Annotated in this window: 21 protein-coding genes; 10 read left to right on the forward strand and 11 right to left on the reverse strand. The window is 32.4% G+C overall.

Translation table 11 applies throughout. From position 1 onward, the window contains the following. Nucleotides 1-31: 31 nt before the first annotated feature. From D2K40_RS13360 to D2K40_RS13375, 4 genes are read left to right on the forward strand one after another with little or no spacing between them, the layout of a single operon-like run. Complete coding sequence (locus D2K40_RS13360; protein WP_117156785.1) at nt 32-832, forward strand: hypothetical protein; 801 nt, start codon at nt 32-34, stop codon at nt 830-832. Between the two features lie 12 nt (nt 833-844). Beyond that, on the forward strand, nt 845-1,288 hold the full coding sequence (locus D2K40_RS13365; protein WP_117156787.1) for a hypothetical protein: 444 nt from the start codon (nt 845-847) through the stop codon (nt 1,286-1,288). Nucleotides 1,289-1,329: 41 nt separating this feature from the next. Further along, the gene (locus D2K40_RS13370) at nt 1,330-2,376 is read left to right on the forward strand and encodes an AAA family ATPase (RefSeq protein WP_117156789.1); all 1,047 of its coding nucleotides are present in this window, start codon (nt 1,330-1,332) and stop codon (nt 2,374-2,376) included. 11 nt (nt 2,377-2,387) lie between these two features. Beyond that, nucleotides 2,388-3,683, forward strand: a complete 1,296-nt coding sequence (locus tag D2K40_RS13375) for a hypothetical protein (RefSeq protein ID WP_117156792.1) — start codon at nt 2,388-2,390, stop codon at nt 3,681-3,683. A 247-nt stretch (nt 3,684-3,930) separates the two neighbouring features. Here the strand turns inward: D2K40_RS13375 and D2K40_RS13380 are convergent, their stop codons facing one another. The 3 genes from D2K40_RS13380 to D2K40_RS13390 all read right to left on the reverse strand — a co-directional run bounded on the left by D2K40_RS13380 (nt 3,931) and on the right by D2K40_RS13390 (nt 6,518). Beyond that, nucleotides 3,931-4,323, reverse strand: a complete 393-nt coding sequence (locus D2K40_RS13380) for a hypothetical protein (RefSeq protein ID WP_117156794.1) — start codon at nt 4,321-4,323, stop codon at nt 3,931-3,933. Between the two features lie 182 nt (nt 4,324-4,505). Further along, nucleotides 4,506-5,687 carry a hypothetical protein gene (locus tag D2K40_RS13385; protein WP_117156796.1) on the reverse strand — a complete coding sequence of 394 codons (1,182 nt, stop codon included), beginning with the start codon at nt 5,685-5,687 and terminating at the stop codon, nt 4,506-4,508. 480 nt (nt 5,688-6,167) lie between these two features. Then, nucleotides 6,168-6,518 (reverse strand): hypothetical protein, encoded by a 351-nt coding sequence (locus D2K40_RS13390; protein WP_117156798.1) that lies wholly within the window; start codon nt 6,516-6,518, stop codon nt 6,168-6,170. Nucleotides 6,519-6,717: 199 nt separating this feature from the next. Between D2K40_RS13390 and D2K40_RS13395 the strand changes: the two genes are divergently transcribed. Then, on the forward strand, nt 6,718-6,972 hold the full coding sequence (locus D2K40_RS13395; protein WP_117156800.1) for a helix-turn-helix domain-containing protein: 255 nt from the start codon (nt 6,718-6,720) through the stop codon (nt 6,970-6,972). Nucleotides 6,973-7,058: 86 nt separating this feature from the next. Beyond that, nucleotides 7,059-7,532, forward strand: coding sequence for a competence protein ComK (locus tag D2K40_RS13400; protein WP_229666781.1), 474 nt, complete (start codon nt 7,059-7,061; stop codon nt 7,530-7,532). 349 nt (nt 7,533-7,881) lie between these two features. Here the strand turns inward: D2K40_RS13400 and D2K40_RS13405 are convergent, their stop codons facing one another. Continuing rightward, nucleotides 7,882-8,694 (reverse strand): protein NO VEIN domain-containing protein, encoded by an 813-nt coding sequence (locus D2K40_RS13405; RefSeq protein WP_117156802.1) that lies wholly within the window; start codon nt 8,692-8,694, stop codon nt 7,882-7,884. 535 nt (nt 8,695-9,229) lie between these two features. On the opposite strand from D2K40_RS13405, the gene D2K40_RS13410 reads away from it, so the two are divergent. Then, nucleotides 9,230-9,625: a competence protein ComK gene (locus tag D2K40_RS13410; protein ID WP_117156804.1), complete on the forward strand. Its 396-nt coding sequence runs from the start codon at nt 9,230-9,232 to the stop codon at nt 9,623-9,625. 118 nt (nt 9,626-9,743) lie between these two features. On the opposite strand, the gene D2K40_RS13415 is transcribed toward D2K40_RS13410, so the two are convergent. Continuing rightward, nucleotides 9,744-9,944, reverse strand: coding sequence for a hypothetical protein (locus tag D2K40_RS13415; protein WP_117156806.1), 201 nt, complete (start codon nt 9,942-9,944; stop codon nt 9,744-9,746). A gap of 310 nt (nt 9,945-10,254) precedes the next feature. Between D2K40_RS13415 and D2K40_RS13420 the strand changes: the two genes are divergently transcribed. Beyond that, nucleotides 10,255-12,729, forward strand: coding sequence for an AAA family ATPase (locus D2K40_RS13420; RefSeq protein WP_117156808.1), 2,475 nt, complete (start codon nt 10,255-10,257; stop codon nt 12,727-12,729). After that, on the forward strand, nt 12,722-13,759 hold the full coding sequence (gene mcrC, locus D2K40_RS13425; protein ID WP_117156810.1) for a 5-methylcytosine-specific restriction endonuclease system specificity protein McrC: 1,038 nt from the start codon (nt 12,722-12,724) through the stop codon (nt 13,757-13,759). The genes D2K40_RS13420 and mcrC overlap by 8 nt, the downstream gene beginning before the upstream one ends. Nucleotides 13,760-13,909: 150 nt before the next feature. Here the strand turns inward: mcrC and D2K40_RS13430 are convergent, their stop codons facing one another. Further along, nucleotides 13,910-14,098 carry a hypothetical protein gene (locus D2K40_RS13430; RefSeq protein WP_117156812.1) on the reverse strand — a complete coding sequence of 63 codons (189 nt, stop codon included), beginning with the start codon at nt 14,096-14,098 and terminating at the stop codon, nt 13,910-13,912. A gap of 602 nt (nt 14,099-14,700) precedes the next feature. Beyond that, on the reverse strand, nt 14,701-14,889 hold the full coding sequence (locus D2K40_RS13435) for a hypothetical protein (protein ID WP_117156814.1): 189 nt from the start codon (nt 14,887-14,889) through the stop codon (nt 14,701-14,703). A gap of 563 nt (nt 14,890-15,452) precedes the next feature. On the opposite strand from D2K40_RS13435, the gene D2K40_RS13440 reads away from it, so the two are divergent. Further along, nucleotides 15,453-16,196 (forward strand): phospholipase D-like domain-containing protein, encoded by a 744-nt coding sequence (locus D2K40_RS13440; protein ID WP_117156816.1) that lies wholly within the window; start codon nt 15,453-15,455, stop codon nt 16,194-16,196. 617 nt (nt 16,197-16,813) lie between these two features. Here D2K40_RS13440 and D2K40_RS13445 read toward each other — a convergent pair. The 4 genes from D2K40_RS13445 to D2K40_RS13460 all read right to left on the reverse strand — a co-directional run bounded on the left by D2K40_RS13445 (nt 16,814) and on the right by D2K40_RS13460 (nt 19,717). Then, nucleotides 16,814-17,248 (reverse strand): hypothetical protein, encoded by a 435-nt coding sequence (locus D2K40_RS13445; RefSeq protein ID WP_117156819.1) that lies wholly within the window; start codon nt 17,246-17,248, stop codon nt 16,814-16,816. 155 nt (nt 17,249-17,403) lie between these two features. Next, nucleotides 17,404-17,730, reverse strand: a complete 327-nt coding sequence (locus D2K40_RS13450; protein WP_162879221.1) for a YjgN family protein — start codon at nt 17,728-17,730, stop codon at nt 17,404-17,406. A gap of 339 nt (nt 17,731-18,069) precedes the next feature. Next, entirely contained in the window at nt 18,070-19,161 is a 1,092-nt protein-coding gene (locus tag D2K40_RS13455; RefSeq protein WP_117156823.1) for a DUF6920 family protein, read from the reverse strand. Nucleotides 19,162-19,429: 268 nt separating this feature from the next. Next, nucleotides 19,430-19,717 (reverse strand): hypothetical protein, encoded by a 288-nt coding sequence (locus D2K40_RS13460; RefSeq protein WP_117156825.1) that lies wholly within the window; start codon nt 19,715-19,717, stop codon nt 19,430-19,432. Nucleotides 19,718-20,293 lie beyond the last annotated feature (576 nt).

Raw genomic sequence — 20,293 nt, forward strand, 5'->3', positions numbered from 1 at the left:
ATATTGATTTTTTGTATCGGAGGAAAATATATTGGAACTCAAAGGTTGGGAAAATAAAGGTAGAAATCTCGGCGGCCCTTTACAAAAGCAATTTTATAAAATGATAAGTTTATTAAAAGATCCTGCTTTCGTAAGTGGCAGAAATTGGGCGGAACTTAAACAAGATTTAGCTTCAGAAATCCAGACAAGTACTAGCCAATTAGGTACAATCCTTACTGTATTCAAGTCATTACAATTACTCCCGCAAGATAGTCTATTACGTAATAGTCCTATACCAAGGGAAGAAGATTTAACGACCGATTTAGGTAACCTTTTATATTCACTCATAGCAATTGAGGATGAAATTAGTAAATTACCAGAAGGAAGTACCAAAGATAATATTAATGGAAATATCCAAGGAATGTTTCAAGGTTTCTATGCAGAATCAATGATAAACTTCTACTATCCACAAGGTGGAAGAGAAAACAGCCCTAATCCACTTCATCCAGCTAGAGCTATCCTTAAGGCATTAGATAAATATGGGGCGTTAGATAAATACGAATTCTACCTATTATGTACTTTTATTCTTGAAGATGATGATCAGGAAAAAGAAGAACTGTTTGAGAAATATTTATTGCGATATAGGAACAACTTAATTACCTTCACGAATAATGATATTACTCAATATGAAAAAGGACATCAATATTTACCACAGAACCTGTATAAAGCTGGTTTAGTTAATTTGACAACAGGTAGGAACTGGAAAATTTCCGAAAACAACAACATGACTAAATTAAGGGATACACTATTACACGATAATTTTTTAGAAAGCTTTTACTGTCATTTAAATTAGGAGGTAATTATATTGGCTGATTATAATAATCAATTGGATCCTTACCAGTTGTCTCAATCAATTTCTAAGGAAAAAGTAATGGAACACCTTGATAAAATTGTATATTCTTTAGGATATGAAAACAATCATACTAAGCCCCCACGAACATGGATAGAGCTATATAATGAAAGTGAGTTTACCCAAGATACCTTGACTCTAGATAAACAACATTTTGAAGGTAGTGAGCACCCAAAAGTCGGAGATCATATTTACCTTTTTAATAAAGAAAGTTTATTGTGTGATTCTAAATATACTGTAATAGATATAAACAACGTAAATAATACTAATACCCTTGTGTTTAAATTGCAAAAAAATTACTCAATCGAAAATGCTGTTAATTTAGATGATTTTTTAAAAGATGGAAGAGTTAGCAGATCATTAAAGGACTTTTTTTCAAGAGAAACAATGGGAAATTAAATAAATTAACATACTAACACGAGATTCTAAGGAGAAAAATTATGCCTGTGATTAATAATGAGGAAGAGAATGTATTAAATGAACTTGGTGATCAGCCAGATATCGTACTAAGTAAGATAACTCCGGAACAAATCCGTGATAGTCTAACTTCAGACTTCGCAATTTCAGATTTGATATTAAAGCAGCTTTGTTCCGCCGTAAATAGAGGTAATCACATTATTCTAAGTGGCCCTCCTGGAACTGGAAAAACTACACTAGCTGAAGCACTTTGTAAAGCTGCTAATAAAGAACACACGTTAACAACTGCAACTGCAGATTGGACTACTTTTGATACAATAGGTGGTTATATGCCTAATATAATGGAGGGTGAAAATAATAGCTTAGCGTTTGAAGAAGGATTATTTTTAAAGAGTATTAGTGAAAGGAAATGGTTAATTGTTGATGAAATTAACCGAGCACAAATTGATAAAGCAATTGGTCCTCTTTTCACAGTACTATCTGATGGAGATGTAGTATTACCGTATAGAAACAAAAAAACAACCAATAGAATCAAGATTTTGTCTAAAAATGGTGTATCAGGAAATGATACGTACTATAAAAATGATGATTGGCGTTTAATTGCAACTATGAATGAATATGATAAAACTACACTATTTGATATGTCCTATGCCTTCATGAGAAGATTTGCTTTTATTCGAATAGGAATACCTGAAAACTATGTTACACTGATTAAAGAATGGTCAAATTCAAAATTAATAAATGATGATCTAAAAGCTAATTTAATGATGATTGCATCTAGTATTGAAGAAAATAAGTTAAGAGAGATAGGTCCTGCTATGTTTAAAAACATTATTAATTATTTAGCTGAAAGAGCAACGATAGATACTGACTATATCCAACATTACTCCGAGTCAATAGTGATTTATATCTTACCACAATTTCAAGGATTAGATTTTCAAGATGTTAGTAAACTTTATGAGATAATAGAAACTATTGTAGAAAGTAATTCTAAGGTTAAAGACTACTTAGCAAAAAACATTTATGCCTACACCGGTTTCAACGTTCTGGATAATGAGACTAATATATAAGGAGAATAACGGTGGTTGATATATTGAATAACAATGACCATAAAGTACAATTAGAACTTGAAGATAGATCATTACTTATAGACCGTATTAAATATTCATATTTATCATTAAATTTATATAGACATAGTGAATTGTTGGATGGATTAACAACAACTTGCGCCTTTGAAAACGATCTTGATATTGAAAATTTTAGAGGTTTATCACTAACACATTTTTTTATTAAATGTTATCAAAGTGAATTGCATGAAGTACTACCTCAATTGATGAAGAACTTTTCACGGAATACAAATATTCAACAAATAGAAACTAGAGGGTATATTAGAGGAGCAATCGACTGGAATGCAACATATAAAAGAAGAATGGCAGTAGGCTATGACCCCGCATTATTTATATGTAAACCTTCCAACAGAATTTATGATATACCTGAGAATCAATTAACAAAATATTTATTACATTTTATTCATAACAATATTGATAAAGTAGAAAAAATAGCACCAGGGAAAATAGCCGGTTGGACCATGATGTTAGAGAAGATTAAACAATCAATAAAGAAATTTCTGCATCATCCTATTTTTGCAGAAGTTACTCTCCCAGATCGGTTAGGTTATACATTAATAACAAAGTCAAAAAAAAGCCGGAACCCCCATTATCGTACAATTGGATTACTTACAGAATATCTTTACAATTTATTTGTCTTAAATGACAAAAAGACTTTATTCGAAGTCTTGAGTCAACAACTATTAGTACCAATAAAGACTGATAAAATATTTGAATTTGTGGTCTACTTTGAAGTAATTCAGGTACTTGAATCACTAAAAAAGAAATATCATGGAAAAAGACAAATATCCTTGTTACGTGCGGATTACAAAACTGTATTTGAGTACTTTCTAACTGACATCAATACTAATGTGAAAATTTATTATCAAAACGTTCCTGAGGAATATTCTAATAGTAGCAACTATAAACAAATACTACAAAAATACAGTGTACCCAATGTGAAATCAAATATTCCTGATATTATAATTGTAATTGAAGATTTAAATCAGCACCTTAGTAGAACAGCTTTGATGGAGATAAAATATGGGAGAGAGCAATCTTACCTTCTTGGTAACGGCCTTAGAGATACTTTAGGATATCTTAAAGACTTCGAGGATATATTAAATAATAAACCATCTGCATTATTAGCTACCTATACTGGTGAGATTACACGACCAGAAAAAAGTGTTGAACAAAAACAAAATGTATGGATAACTAACAGTAATCAACTAAATAGTTCCTTAAGTGACTTTATAAATAAATTAATTTAAGTGACTGAATTCTATAAATCTAATCAAAGTATACATAGTACTTAAATGAATTCTACTGGTTGAATTTTTCCTATTGGCATGTCTATTTTTAACAAATGGTACCTGGTAATGTAAAAAGACATTTATTATCCCTTTCAAGTACCAGGTACCTTTATTCTAAATTACTTAATTTCTTCTTGCTTCACCCGCGGCTTGATACTTGATCAATTGTTTCACCCTAATTTTAAAAATGCAAACGATTTATTATTTAGTTAGTAAATTTTTCGAAATTGTTAAAGGTAATTTCTTCAATATATTTATAACATGAATCATATCCATCAGCATCTAAATTTACTGCTGTAAACTGGACAATGTTATCTTGATCTAGAAGAGCAAAGAACGAAGAAAATTCATTCTCTTGTCCAAAGGCTTTTACCTTATACTTCTTATTCTTATCACTTATAACTATATTAAGTGGATTAATTTTAATTCTTTTTTCAATATTATACTTAATATACATGGTATAATATGTGAGTGATGGTAATGACATTTTATCTTTATCCATCAGACAAAGATATTCCGAATTTTTGTCTCTTCCAATTAGTAAAATACAATTATTAAATACATATTCTGATTCATCTTCCAAACGTAAAAACTCCATACAATCCTTCCCTTCTAAAATACTATAACGGTTGATTAAAATTTATATTACCCCCCAATTACTCCCACACTCAATACCATCGCAAGGGAATTCAGTATACAATAACTAATAAAGATCCGTATACTCCTCTGATTTGGTTACTTGTCCATTTTAGTAATAAAAATGTTTTCTTCTTTTAAAGCTTATTTATTACATGGAGGATTTCTATAGATATCATCATGAGAACCAATCCTTAAAAAATGCCAGTTGCCCCCTTTTTGAATTAGAGAAACTCTGTAGTCATCGTTAATTCGAAATGTAAACGTTTTGTCACACCCTGTTAGTTTTTCAAAGTTTAGTGAGTTTAGACTAACATCAGTATTTAACTGACCTTTTGATTTTTTGTAAGCCTTAATCATGTCAGAGCGCTTCTTTTGTATTTTTTTATACTCCTTCTGAAATCTAGATGTTTCAAAAATGCTGGAATTAGGTATTGATTGCACAAACTTTATGCCATATGAACTTTTAGGTGCGTCTTTCACGATATACACTGGAATGTTGTATTTTCTAATTCCTCTCATGGTAGGATTTAATATATTTTCATAAGGAGGAATACCTCTAGAAGGTGATGTGCGTAAAATAGTTGCTACTAAATCACTATTAGCTTGTTCAAACGAATTTCGAGTAATAAATTGCTCGAAATTCCTGTAGCCTGCCGGTTGATTTTTCATAAATCCCCTCATACTTTGATTCACTTTTTTTCTAGATATTGAATCCATTGAGTTCATTGTGATCGTATCAAAGAACCGAGTATAAGCAAATGCATTGGCAAGAGCCTCTTCTAGTGGTCCATTTGCAGATCGTTGATAAACATGATAAAAATAGTTGAGATAGTAGTTTGGTATTTTTTTTTCTTGATTTGATAATTCTAACGTAGTAGCAGCTAAATCCGTAAAGAAATGGTATGTTTCATGAAGTAATAGTAAGTGATATGCTAACTTTACATAATCAATAATGTTAAATATTCTTCCGTGTTTGTTTTGTAATTTATTATGATAAAAAACTTTACTTGCGAGACTATATATTCCACTTTCCGTTATATAGATTCCCCAATTATTCTGTGGAGTAAAATGGAAAGAACGATACCATGCTAGTGCTTCCATTCCTTCTGTTTCTGCCTTATTATTTTGATAATTCCAATCTGGAAAATTTTCTAGGTTCTCCACATCAATCCATATAGGAGGGTTATCAAAAGGATTTTTGACCTGGTGTGAATCAAAATCTTTTTCGTGTTGCCATCTTCTTAGGGTCAGATTTTTAAATTTATCCTCTGATGAAATCAGCCCATTTTTTTCTAAAAGGTTAAGAATGACTTTCATATCCATACAAATAATCCCTCTTTCTTCATTACTAGTAACTATAAAGATATATGAAATTATTTTATTATTTATACATAAAAAAACTACCAATTTTGATAAATCAAAACCACAACTGGGAAAAATCCGTTGTGGTTTTTAAAATAGGGTTAGATGACATCAAATTCAATTACACTCCTAACTAAATTAGATAATTTAATGGTTAGTAGAGCGATTAGTAATAATATGGTAGTTTAGAAATAAACAAGTTAAAAGTAAATCTACGGTGACCTAAAGGAAAAAGTGTAAGGATTATACTTTTAACGTCATGCTCAAATATCAATGGAATTGTTCCATAATAAAAAACAAAATTTGAAAGAATAACAGTGTCGTATAACAAAGTGCTTGTGGTCTTACTCCGAAATACGTTTAATATGTAAAAATTTATACTTTGTTATTTTTTTATAAAAGATAATGCAAAGTAATCAAACAAACACATTTTTATTAACATCAACTGTCCACTTCATCATAATAAACTTCAGCAATTTCCTTCCCATGCTCAATAACAGATTTAACCGCACGCCTAATCCAGGCTTCTGATAGTTCATCATTACTTGCTTTAAAGTGAAAATCCTCAATTAAATATTTAGAGAAAATACAAACAATTTTTACAAGTCCACCTTCATCATACTCAAATTCAATATTAGACTTATCTATCGAGGCTGTTTCATATCTCATTACCCCTTTAGCATTTAGTAGGAAATGTGTTAATGATACATCCTTTTTTAAAACTGCTTTTGTAACATTAGTAATAAACTCAGCTTCTTCTTTTGGTATATAACCCTTATTTTTTATCGCCATTTTATCAGCTCCTATTTATATCCTTCATCTATCCTACATATTTCGTCACAGCATTACATATAACCTTCATTTTCCAATGAAATATCCTAATAAATATCGCACATATCCATTTAATTTCTTACTAATTCTCCAATAAGACCTTTAGGTCGTGTTCTATTCCTTTTTCCAACTAGATAATTATTCAAAAAGGATGATTATAATGGATAAAAGGAAAATATTTAAACCTTTAGTAGGACAATATATCAAGTCAAAAAGAGAAACAGCAGAACTTTCACAAGAAAAATTAGCCGAAGATGCAGATATTAGTCCAGACCATCTGGGAAGAATAGAACGCGGAGAAAAGCAACCAACACTTTATACTTTTTTCAAATTAGCTAGGGTATTAAACCTTGATGCATCTCAAGTGTTCAATGAGATAGGTGAAGAATTGGATAAACATAATTTTGAGGAGTAAGGAGTATAACAGTGAGGGAATTTCATACTCAATAAAGTACTACTTATTTAGCAGCAATTAAAAATTTAAGATAGGATTGAACTCAATTGTCAGAAGTAGTTACAGATTATTATGTTACGAATCGAACAATGGCGTTGTTACCTGTTAAGCATTTTGATTATGATACAGTAGTTATAGAAGTTGGCTGTAAGAAATTTGTTAAGCAAACTGCCCTTCAAATAATCAAGCAGGCTTGTTTAGATGGTGCTTCATCCTATGAAGGAAGACGTTCCGCTGTTAGCTATCAAACCGGGATCAAGCGTAAAGTGCCCATTCCTATCAATCTTGTGAAGAACATTTACGCTTTTCCCACACAATCACCAAGTCAATATGATTGTAGCTGGATCTTTTACAACCACATCCTGTTCGTTACACCTAACGTTCCTACTACAGAAACAGATTATAAATCAATCATCACTTTCAAGAACAACCAAAAACTTCTAATGAAAGAGTCGCATTACCTCATACAAAAGCAGATGCAACGAACTGTGATGGCCATGCTGTGTTTCTCAACTAACTGAGGATAGTTACATATAATGAAGCGATTACATTTTTGTTCACTTTATAAAGTAGGAACATCATACACACCTATGTTAATAGGATCAATTCTTTCTTTGATAAATATCTTTAAACCTAGGATGCTAATATCTTCTATCTCGTCCTCGTAATAGATATATGTAAAATTCTCTTGGTGATCATGGACTTTAATTATACGCTTATCTAACTCCGTATTGATTTCTGTACTTACGATCTCATGAGCTCCATCCTTTTTTGTAAAAGCAGGTCAAGTTCATCGTAATATTGGTTACGAAGCTCTATCATACTTCTCCCACAATTGCAATTACATCCCAATAGCACCGCCTGCAAATATCATCCTATTATTCTTGTAACCATATATCCTGTTGGATTAAATTTATATTTACTACAATCTGTTATGTCATTTATGATTTCTACTTTTGGATGGTCTGAATAGATGTCTTTCACCAAATAAACCAGATAGATCTTCCCTACGCTATCCATATACTCAGCTACAGCTACTTCATGAGGTGTAATCTCAAACTCAATATCAAATTTCTTTTGAGACGTTGTTTTCACTTCAATGTGAATAGGTGTACCTTCTTTTGTGAAAGAAAGGATGTCATAACCATTAGTTGGATTCTTTGCTTTTAATTTATCAATTTTGTTATAAAAGATAGTTCCTTTTAATTTACTTCTTTCGGATTCGTAGATGTAATTTTCACCAAGCTCTCCTATCTCCATTTGGTTCTTGAGTCGCTCTAAATAATCGATTTGATCCATAGTATATCCACTAGATAAGTTATAATCTGTATTCTGATCATTCTCTTCCCAATCATCATTTACCGCGAAAAAATCATCTTCCTCGTCATCGAATACATAAATTTCATCATCTTCTTCAAACTCATCTGTAACTTGATTGTTCTCTCCATAAGTCTCATTACTTAATTCGTTTATTTCTTCTTCAAATATTGGATACCAATCTGCATGTAATTCTTTATATTCCGATTCTGCGTCTACATAATAATCCTCACGAATGATATAATTCTCCGCAAAGTTTAAGTCGTTATAATACTCTGCATAACCTTCATCATTTTGATAAATAAATTCTCCTTCTTCGTGCCAAAAATCAACATTCTCTTCATCATAAAATCTGTTATTAAACATTTATATCTCTCCCTTTAAAATAATTTAATTTTAAAAATGTACTATCAAATTGAAAGTACCCCCTTTTAATGATAAAAAAAACCACATCATTCCGTATCTGTCACAGTATCAAAATCAACATAAAGATGCAGATCAGATACATCAATATAGAACATGTCTTTCTTCTTTAAATTAATAATAATCCCTCCTTGAACAAATAATCGGTCAATTATAAGTTATATATGCTTAATGAAAACACACACTTATTAAATATCCCTCTATTTAAAAATAAAAAAGAGTTTATGAAAACACACAATTCATTATCATTAAACATATATTCTGACAATTGGTGTCACTCTCCACCTGTGAAACTTTTATAGAAAAATCCGGATTAAAAAACTGACTCAAAGTTATTTGAACCAGTTCTATGAGATAGATGAAGAATTGGATAAACATAACTTTGAGGAGTAAGGAGTATAACAGTGAGGGAATTTCACATCCAATAAAGTAGTACTTATTTAGCAGCAATTAAAATTTAAGATAGGAATGAGCTTCCTTGTCAGAAGTAGTTATAGATTATTATGTTACGAATCGAACAATCGCGTTGTTACCTGTTAAGCATTTTGAGTATGATACAGTAGTTATAGAAGTTGGCTGTAAGAAATATGTTAAGCAAACTGCCCTTCAAATAATTAAGCAGGCTTGTTTAGATGGTGCTTCATCTTATCAAGGAAGACGTTCCGCTGTTAGCTATAAAACTGGGATAAAGCGTAAAGTGCCCATTCCTATCAATCTTGTGAAGAACATTTACGCTTTTCCCACGCAATCACCAAGTCAATATGATTGCAGCTGGATCTTTTACAACCACATCCTGTGCGTTACACCAAACGTTCCTACTTCAGAAACAGATTATAAATCAATCATCACTTTCAAGAACAATCAAAACTTCTAATGAAAGAATCGCATTACCTCATACAAAAGCAGATGCAACGAACCGTCATGGCCATGCTGTATTTTTCAACTAGCTGAGGACAAAAACAAATATTGAAGCGATTACATTTTTGTTCACTTTATAATGTAGGAACATCGTACACACCTATATTAATAGGATCAATTCTTTCTTTAATAAATATCTTTAACCCTGGGATGCTAATATCTTCTATCTCGTCATCGTAATAGATATATGTAAAATTCTCTTGATGATCATGGACTTTAATTATACGTTTATTTAACTCCGCATCAATTTCTGTACTTACCATCTCATACCTCATATTGTCACCTCCTCTTTTACTATATTTTAACATAAAACGCTAAAGATCAATGAATTATTCACAAAAAGATATCTCAACTCAAAAAGACATTGACTAAGAAGTCAGTAAAGATAGAAAAACAGATATCAGACAAGTCAGACGATTTATATTTGTACTGGTGTCAAATAAGACAAAACTCCACTACATCGCTATATAATGTCAATACCTGTGGACACTTGACACCCACTTTCATTAGTTCCATAATCAAGTATAATTGGAATGATTTAATAACGAGCGCAACCTATTAATATAATAGAATTGAGGTGCATAAATGGTTAAAGTTAAACAAACAAGCAATTCATTTTCTTGGACATCATTTTACATCGAGTTTGCAGATAAGCTTCTACAATACAGAGAGCGACGTCAGGAGCTTTTAAACTTATTAGAAGAAGCCTACGCAACGTTAGACATCAACTTCCCTTTTACTGAACAGGGCAAAACTATTGAAGACATCTGCCCTTTTACTGTTTTTGGATGTTTTAATAAAGGTATTACAAACAAAAATCGAATTGCAATTGCACAAAAAATCGGTGAAAAAATTGGTGTGATGTCATCTGTTCCAACTGAATATGATGGTATCCCTGTTTTGAATAATATGAAGGCATGGTTTTTCGCATATAAAGAGAAACGAAAAGCAGATGACATCACAAATATATGGAACATTTTTGAATCAGCAGTGCACTATGCTGATAATCCATCAGAGGAGCTAAAAGCTAGATTCATCGGAAACTATAATAGGGTAATTAAGCAGCTAGGCGTCAAGTGGAATCTTACTATGGGACTATACTGGATACGTCCGTTTGCTTACTTAAACTTAGATGAAACAAATAGAACTTACATAACACAAAAAAATAGCCCTTATTCTAATGAAATAACAAAAATATCTAATTTAAAGCAACTTCCTGATGCAAATATGTATTTAAGTCTAATCAAGTATTTTCAAGAAAAGTTTAATGATGAAAATTGCTCTCATAGCAGTTTTCCAGAATTATCGCTCACTGCATGGAAGGCTTCACAAAAAAAAGGAGGACCTAATGCTAGTTTCCTAAAATGGTTTGCCCCACTTCTTGAGGCATTAGAGAATCTAGGAGGAACTGGTACACCAGACGAGGTTCGTAATCAAATCATTTCTAATTTAGGTCTACCAGATGAAATAGTGAATGAAACACGAGGAAAAAATGAAGGAAAGAAATTTGATAATGAAGTTGCTTTTGCTAGAAATTATTTAGTTTATGAAGGGTACATAGACAAATCTGTTCGAGGTAAATGGGCCCTTACTGAGTCTGGACGCAATGCTCCTATGGATGAAGGAATTGCTAGTGAGATATTCAAGAAGTGGTCAGATAAATTTAAAAAACGTCGTGAAGAAGGTGCTGCACCTACATCAGATGTTGTAAACAAAAAAGACACAAAATACTGGATATATGCACCCGGTCATAATGCTTCCAAATGGGACGAATTTCACTCTGAAGGAATTATGGGAATTGGTTGGGATGAATTGGATGATCTGAAACAATATCCCTCAAAAGATGCTATGAAGAATAAATTCCAGCAATTATATGGAACTGGATACACATATAAAAATAAAGCTCATGCAACATGGCAATTTGCCAATGAATTGTTGCCCGGAGATATCGTTTATGCTAAACAGGGTAATTCAAAAGTAATCGGGCGTGGAATAGTTGAATCTGAATATATGTATGATCCAAGTCGTAGAGAGTTTAAACACATTCATAAAGTTAATTGGAAAAACAAAGGTGAATGGCAACACCCTGGGCAAGCTGCAAATAAAACGTTAACTGAAATTTCTTCGTACACGGATTATGTTCGAAAATTAGAGAATCTTTTTTCAGATGATATGGATGAGATGGAAGAAAAAGTAGTTGATTACGACCGATATACAGACAATGACTTTCTTAATGAAGTTTTTATGGACGAGAATCAATATAATACTTTAGTAGATCTACTAGGACATAAGAGAAACATCATATTACAAGGGGCACCGGGTGTTGGTAAAACTTTTTCAGCAAAAAGACTCGCTTATTCTATGATAGGTGAAAAAGACGTTAGTCGGGTCATGATGGTTCAATTTCATCAAAGTTATAGTTATGAAGACTTTATCATGGGCTATCGACCAACTAGTAATGGATTCGAACTCTCAACAGGACCTTTTTATGACTTTTGTAAAAGAGCACTAGAAGATGATGATCGTAAATATTTCTTTATTATCGATGAGATTAATAGAGGTAATCTAAGTAAAATATTTGGTGAATTGCTTATGCTTATTGAAAAAGATAAGCGAGGGCAAAAAATTCGTCTACTCTACTCTGATGAATTATTCTCAGTACCAAAAAATGTATATATTATCGGTATGATGAATACAGCCGACCGTAGTCTAGCAATGATTGACTATGCACTTAGAAGGAGATTTGCCTTCTACTCTTTAGAGCCTGCTTTTGACTCTATTGGTTTTCAAGCAATAGGTGCAGAGGTGAACAACCCAAAATTCAATGCACTAGTTAATGAAATACAACTGCTAAATAGTTCTATCAGTAATGATGAGTCTTTAGGGAAAGGATTTCGTATTGGACATAGCTATTTATGTACTGATGATCAAATTACGGATAAATGGTTATCTTCTGTTGTCGAATATGAGCTATTACCTTTATTAGATGAATACTGGTTTGATGAACCATCTAAAGTTGAACATTGGTCCAAAAAACTGCGTGGAGCTCTACATGATTGAAATTAAGAACATTTACCACATGTTAGCTTATGCCTTTCAGGTCTTAAATAAAGATTCCTATGCAAATTTAGAAACTGAAGAGTTTGAATATACATCTGACTTTTTTGCCGCTATTCTGGCTAGAGGGATTCGTAATCAAATCAAATTGGGGCTAGGCAGAGACTATGTTGAACAAACAGAGTCTCTCAGATCTCCTAAAGGGAAAATCAATGTATCACTTTCAGTTAAACATCAGACCTTGCTAAAAAAGCAATTGGTCTGTACTTATGATGAATATACGGAAAACTCCTATTTGAATCAGATACTTAAAACGACTGCTCTTCTATTAATTAGGTCCTCTGAGGTGTCCATACAACATAAAAAAGCATTAAAAAAATTATTACTCTATTTTTCAAATGTTGAAGAAGTAGACCATCATAGAATTCAGTGGTCTTGCATTAAGTACCATCGGCACAATGCAACATATAAAATGTTAATAAATATTTGCTATTTAGTTATTAAGGGGTTGCTTCTAACCGAAAAAGAAGGCTCACATAATTTAGCAAGATATTTGGACGACCAGAAGATGCATCGCCTTTTTGAAAAGTTTGTACTGGAATTTTATCGAAGACACTACCCAGAATTCCATGCTGCACCTTCTTATATTAATTGGAATGTAGATGATAAGATGGTTGAACTACTTCCGATAATGAAATCAGATATTACTCTCAAGTATAAAGAGAAAACGATGATAATTGACACCAAATATTATCGACATACAATGCAATCAAATTATGATAGCAAAAGTCTCCATTCCAACAACTTATATCAAATTTTTACATATGTGAAAAACAAGGATTCAATGAATTCTGGTAATGTAAGTGGTGTTTTGTTGTATGCTAAAACAGATGAAGAAATAGTACCAGATAATGTTTTTTTGATGAGTGGAAATCTTATAGGTGTAAAGACGTTGGATTTGAATACTGAGTTTGATGAGATTGTAAGACAATTAACGGGTTTGGCTGAGCGTTTTTTAATAGATCTTAGTTGATATTCTATATTAATACGAACAGTGCCAGGTGCTGTTCGTGATACTTTTCTACATCACTAAGTTTAATAAGGGGTCTGACCCTTCATATGGACAAGTGTCCACGACGAGGGTCTGACCCCTTTATTATTCTTAATACTTCTGTTATTTTAGTTAACGTCCATTTTTGTCCCAGTCTTCATACGAATCAAAATTATGATTAGGATCTACAGAGTCTCTTCCAGCTTCCATTAAGCTGCTAGCACATCCTTTGCAGAAAGACTCACCATCTACCAGTAATTCTGAATCGAGTTGATCTTTGGAGAATTCTCCTCCACACTCATTACAAATATACTTTTTCATAAGTTTCCTCCTTTTCTAATTTAAATAGCGCATCAAAATATTGATTATACAGCAATAGATAGCTTAATGTTAACTTTGTGGAGACATTATCCACAGTAATAAGTTATAGTATTTATAAATACGAGCGTTTTTGTACGTTATTAAATTAGCATTTGTATAGTATTCAACGTACACATAGATAAAAGGTGCATTCTGTCAATCTTTTGTAGAGAATACTGTAGATAAGTAAGTTAGCAGTAGGTAAGCATTTGAAGTTATCTCCAGCTTCTCCTCTGCTCCACACGAAATATGACAGTTTCCCGTCATTTCGCGCTCCATCAACCACTATTTACTTAGACTATAAGTTCCTCGTTACCCTTTACAACTCTACTTGTTAAGAGCTCGCACTGCGAAAATCTCGCATTCCTACCCGATCGGTGCGATGATCGTGGAAAATAATCATTACATTTTGCTAGACTTGGGGCTGTTCCTCCTCTCCCATTACAGGAGGTTCGTAAGTCGTACCCCTACCTTCGCAAGAATTAATGCGTTTCTACTAAGGGGTCTGACCCCTTTATTCGAGGACAGACACAATTATTAGAGCGGTTACATTTTTGTGCACTTTATAAAGTAGGTACATCATACACACCTATGTTAATAGGATCAATTCTTTCTTTGATGAATATCTTTAACTCTAGGATGCTAATATCTTCTATCTCGTCATCGTAATAAATATATGTAAAATTCTCTTGGTGATCATGGACTTTAATTATACGTTTATTTAACTCCGTATCGATTTTTGTACTTACCATCTCCTACCTCATATTGTCACCTCCTCTTTTACTATATTTTAACATAAAACGCTAAATTTTAATGAATTATTCACAAAAAGATACATAGTATTCCAAAAAGATATTTTGTTGTCCATTGGAAGTGCCAGGTCCCTTCATTCTCTATACCTTGGAAGAAGATTGATTACTTTCTAGTTTAACAATCGACACTCGATTTTGGAACAACATTTACTATAGCGTAGTTTATTTGTACTACGCAACAAATGACTTTGTTTGTTATTAGTTAAGGTTCTTCAACACTTGTTCCAAATTGTTAAATAATATAAAACACTTAGCAAGGGTATTAAATAATTCACTTATTCAACACTTTGGACCTGAATAGCGAAGCTACCTGTGCCCCAGGTACAAACAGCTCGCTCGTCTAGTTACAAAGCCAATAGCAAAATAGCTAGTGAGTGTCTTATCTCCTTACCTCACTCCCTTATGTACTAAGAGAGTCGGCAACCTTTGAATTCGAAGGAAGAGTTTTAAATAACAATACCTAATCATAGAATTAAAAAAAAACAAAAAATGAGGTGTATTGATTGGGGATATGTATATTATTTAGACAGTATCAAAATGAAAATCCTTTTAGAGACCACTTATTTGAATTAGCAGAACATTTTCCTGGTGACGAGTTAATTATTTCAACAGGATATATTCAAGAATCTATTTTTTTTGACTCTAGTGACCCACAACCAAATGGTAGAAATTATATCGATGATTTTGCAATTGCTATAAATGATGGCTTACCTCCAGGAGGAAAATTAAGTATTATAGGCGGACGTTTTTGGCAACATGAGGATACTTGTTTATCAAAGAACGGTCATACTTTTGTTCAAGGTCTAAATTATATTAAAGATTCAAAATGTCATTTGTGTAATTTCTATCACTTTAAAGATTACATAGAAAATAATACTAACATACATACAAAACCAATAAATGTTCAATTTTACCATGATAGTAATTGGCATGCTAAAGTAGCAGTAAAGTTACTAGATGGTGAATTTGTTGGTGGGATAATAGGTAGTAGTAATTTAACTGATCCATCCTTTAGTTCATATCACAAATATCCTAATAAAGAATGTGACGTATTTTTTTGGAATAGGAAGCTACTATCTAAAGGTAATATTGAGTGTAGTATAGATTCAATGACATGGGAACAAATTAAAAATTTTGATGGTATTCATTCAATTACTAGAATCCCAGTACAAATTACAACAAAGGGACTTTCTGAAAGAGATATTTACAAAAACATTATTACTTCGGTTAAGAAGTATAGGTTATGAATTTCTGTGAAAATTATGCATTTTATAATATGGAGCTACTTCGTCACATTTTTATCTTTCGCAATATGGACCGTTTGTGGAAAATTCTTCATCTCACTATTTTTTTCAGCTTGTTGAGGAAGAATAATTGTTGCACAATATGTGTCTACTGCGTAGCAAGGTAAACACGTGTATATGTTAATTGAAAAGTGAACCATATGACAACTTAATATTGAACCACCAAAAGTTTGTGAATTTTATAATAGCAGTAAACAAGAAGGCTTTATACGGAGAGGTGGGCATGATACCCTATCAAAAATTGCGAAATGTTATTATTCCTCACGCTTTCGCAAAACATTCATGCCTGTAGAGGCTCCGTGTCAAGCCAAGAAACACTTTAAATATCACATGAAGGTTTGTGAAAAACACTCTTCTTTACTAGTTCACTTTTAATTGCGAATTGGTTCAATATTAAGTTGCGAAATACAACACGTAATAGGAAGCAAATTCTGAGCGAAAACATTTTATAAATGATTCACACTTATATCTTAACCTCTGATTGCAACTTACTTAGATGTAGGGTCTGCATCCTTTATATATGTCTTTTAAATACATCATTTTTTCTTTCATTATTTTCATTAGTCAGAAAACTTAAAAAGTAATTCAAGTGAACTTTTAAACTTTTTGAATATGCCTACATATTCTTCAACTCTTTCATCTAGTGAGAGTTCAGAATCTTGATAATCTAGTTTGATCATTAATCGAATTAAAGATCGATTTTTTAATCCTGGAACTATGTGCAATTTATGACCGACAAGTAATTCAATATTGGCTTTATACAAATCAAAAACAGATTGTATTTTATCTGCAAATTCCGTTTGATAAGATTCAATAAATAGTTCTGCATGGTGATATTTTTTATAAACAAAGACAAACCGCCAATTCATCTTTAAAAATTGATATCCTACAAAATAGTCTCTACTACCATTATAATTTGCTGTATAATCTGTTTCAGCATTTATTTTATTAGATACTGCTTTTAAAAATAATTTTACATATTTTTCCTCGCGCAATATTCTCATCCTTATATACTATATTTATCACTGTAAATAATTTTTACAATGTTCCTTAAGACATTTAATATAAGTTTTAATGAAATCATTTATTTTTCACTTATATCCAGTCTCTAATAGAAACAACTTACTAATCAATGCAACCTTATTTAGAATTAATCAACAAAACTCGTATGCTTAACTTTCCATTTTTCCAATTTTATAAATAACCAAAATGAATAAATGCCTAATGTGATTACAAATAATGCCCACCATTTAATCCAATTCCCGAATAAACCCACTGCAGATCCAGTAAACTGCAAACGCCTTCCATCAATGACAGTATGGTTAACTTTCCAGGCATACTTCATTGTTATTGACCAAGGATAGCAAATCCCCAATGTGAAAACTGTAACTAAAAATCCAAGAATGCTCCATCCTATATATTGCAACAACCCTCCATCAAAATAAGACTTCCGTTCTACATGAGCCTGATTTTCCATTTTATACATCCTTTATGTCTTACAGTTTCTACAAAATTCTACTAATTCCTGTTATATCTTCAAATTATCTTTAATATATTTATTTGTGCTGATGACATCAGATAGAAGTAACGCAACGCTACTAAACACTTATTGATTTGACTAAATAAAAAAGATACCTACTACTCCCAAAAGACATTTGTCCATTGGAAGTACCAGGTACCTTATTTCTAAACTACTATTTTTATATTTATTAATGTCCTATCATTTTAGGGCTTTACTGATAAATTACCCCTTTCTCTACTTACTGCTTCATCCTTCTTTTTTTTAATAAGGCAACTATTAGGCAACCACCAATATCTAATTAAACTTCACATCAAATACATCAATTTTATACCAGGTGTACTTTCCTTCTTCCAACATCCAGGAGACATTTAACTTTATTGGAATTGTAATTCCATCAACTACTGTTTGCTCAATAATTTCTCCTATACATTCCAATCGCTCAGCATTTTCATCAGTATCTTTAAATCTAAGTGCAGTAATCTTTTCTAAGTCTCCATTCTCCTTAAAATAAAAGGTTGCAGATCCTGTTACACCTTGATGGGTCATTGTTGCTTTTGCTGAATACTGGTCAATACTTTTCCAAGTAATATACGAACTTAGAGCAGCAGAAGGGTACCATGGCATTTCAAGTAAATATCTTTGTAAGGTAGATTCATTTGCTTTCCAATTATCTGAAACATTTGCCACTGATATGAGAGATGCCAGTTTAATTGTCATGTCACTCTTACCATCTATATATAAGTCTCTTCCAACCACGTGCATAAATGGATTGACACGCATATTCACATTCCAAATGAATCCTGGTTCCTCAACAGTTATATATTGCTCAGCTTCAGCAGTAGTCCACTTCTCCTGTGAAGGTTTCAACTTCATAAGACCTTTTTGCTTTAAGCTTACAGTATTTATTTTTTCTTTCCCAACTACACCGACATTTTTAAGCCACTTTTGAACTGGAAGTGGGACGACTTCTACCATCTCTTCCGTAATTACTTGTTTATTATCAACTCTATTTACTTTAGATTGAAGCATTTGAAAGTCATTGTTAGTCTGTAAATTGAAGGACCATCCACCATAGCCAATAAGGACACCAGCTAAAATAATAACATTGGCAATAGTACCAAACTTAGCATCTTGCCACGTAAGAAAGATTAAAAATTGAGAAATAATAATAGCTAATAGACCAGGCATCCACCACCAATCTTGATTTAGCAGGATCGAAAAAAGGGCTAGTAGAAATAAAATTGCTGTAATCAACCATAACAATCCAATAGGTTTTGATATTTGAATTGTTAACTGATTTAACTCTGCCATTCTAAAAGCCTTTAAAAATCCCATTAAATGAATAAGACCATGAATAAAAATTAAAAAAAGAAAGATTCCTTTCATTTGTTTTCCTCCTTAACTTATTTGCCATAAGTTTCACCTGTTACCTTTCACTAAACATCATTCACTTATTTGAACACCGTTTAATGATACAGTAAACCTTCCTAAGTCGCTTTGTCAAGAACTTTCTTTACGAAAATAATTCTTGAAAAACAAGAAACACCTATGTATTTAATTAACAAGACATAAGGGATCTTGCTCTCTTATGGACAAGTGCCCACAAAGAGGGGCTGACCCCTTTACGTATTATTAAAAGATTTCGAGTCTCGTTCTAAAACAAATCCGGTCTTCTTTGTGAAAAGTAATACGGATGCGATTCAATAAAATTTACCGCTTCCGAATCACTTAACACTTCCGTTGTGCTGTCTTCAAATCGTTCATTTTCCTTGCCGTCAAAGAATTTACCTGTAGTAATTTTCGTTACCTCAACACTCCCCCAAGATACACTCATTTCTGTCTGATGACTAGTTTTTCCATAACTGCTGTATGGTTGATACGTATGACTTATTCCATCGAATTCTCCAGCTTTAAGGGCTGTTAACACTTCTTCTCTTTTCATTTGAGCCTTCCTTTCTGCCGCCTATGCGGCTAAAAACAATCATGAACACACCACTTTCTTCAGGGCTTTTTACAGTATATGAATGCTAGTATTATAGTAGGCCATTAAAGTGAACCTTCAATCATTGGCGGGTTTTAAAAAAGGATTCAGACCCTTCATATGGACAAGTGTCCACCGTGAGGGTCTGAATCCTTTATTTTTTTTTGGAAGCAAAGAACCACCGTCTCCTGCTTCCAAAAAAGCCGAGAACACCCGTGACTTCAGTCGTGGGATGAATCGGCTTTGGTTTTGAATTCTATTTTCTAATTAACACAGAAACCTTTTCCGCTATTGATAACCGTCAGTCCTCTTCGTTGTTGAAAGCACCAGTAGGAAGAATTGCATAATCTGACCCATTTTCACCATTTCCTTACATGTCTGACACCTTTATATTATTTAGCCTCTGTTTCTTGAACTACTCGGCACTGAAGTACCGAGATTCCTAAGTACAGAAACCTACCGGTTTCTAATTGATTAGGCGATCCCCTCAGGTCCTGAGGTTAAGAAGTCTTACGGCTTCATTTTTAAGATTGATTC

Origin of the sequence: Paraliobacillus quinghaiensis, assembly GCF_003426025.1 — a bacterium.
Lineage (GTDB): Bacteria > Bacillota > Bacilli > Bacillales > Amphibacillaceae > Paraliobacillus_A > Paraliobacillus_A quinghaiensis.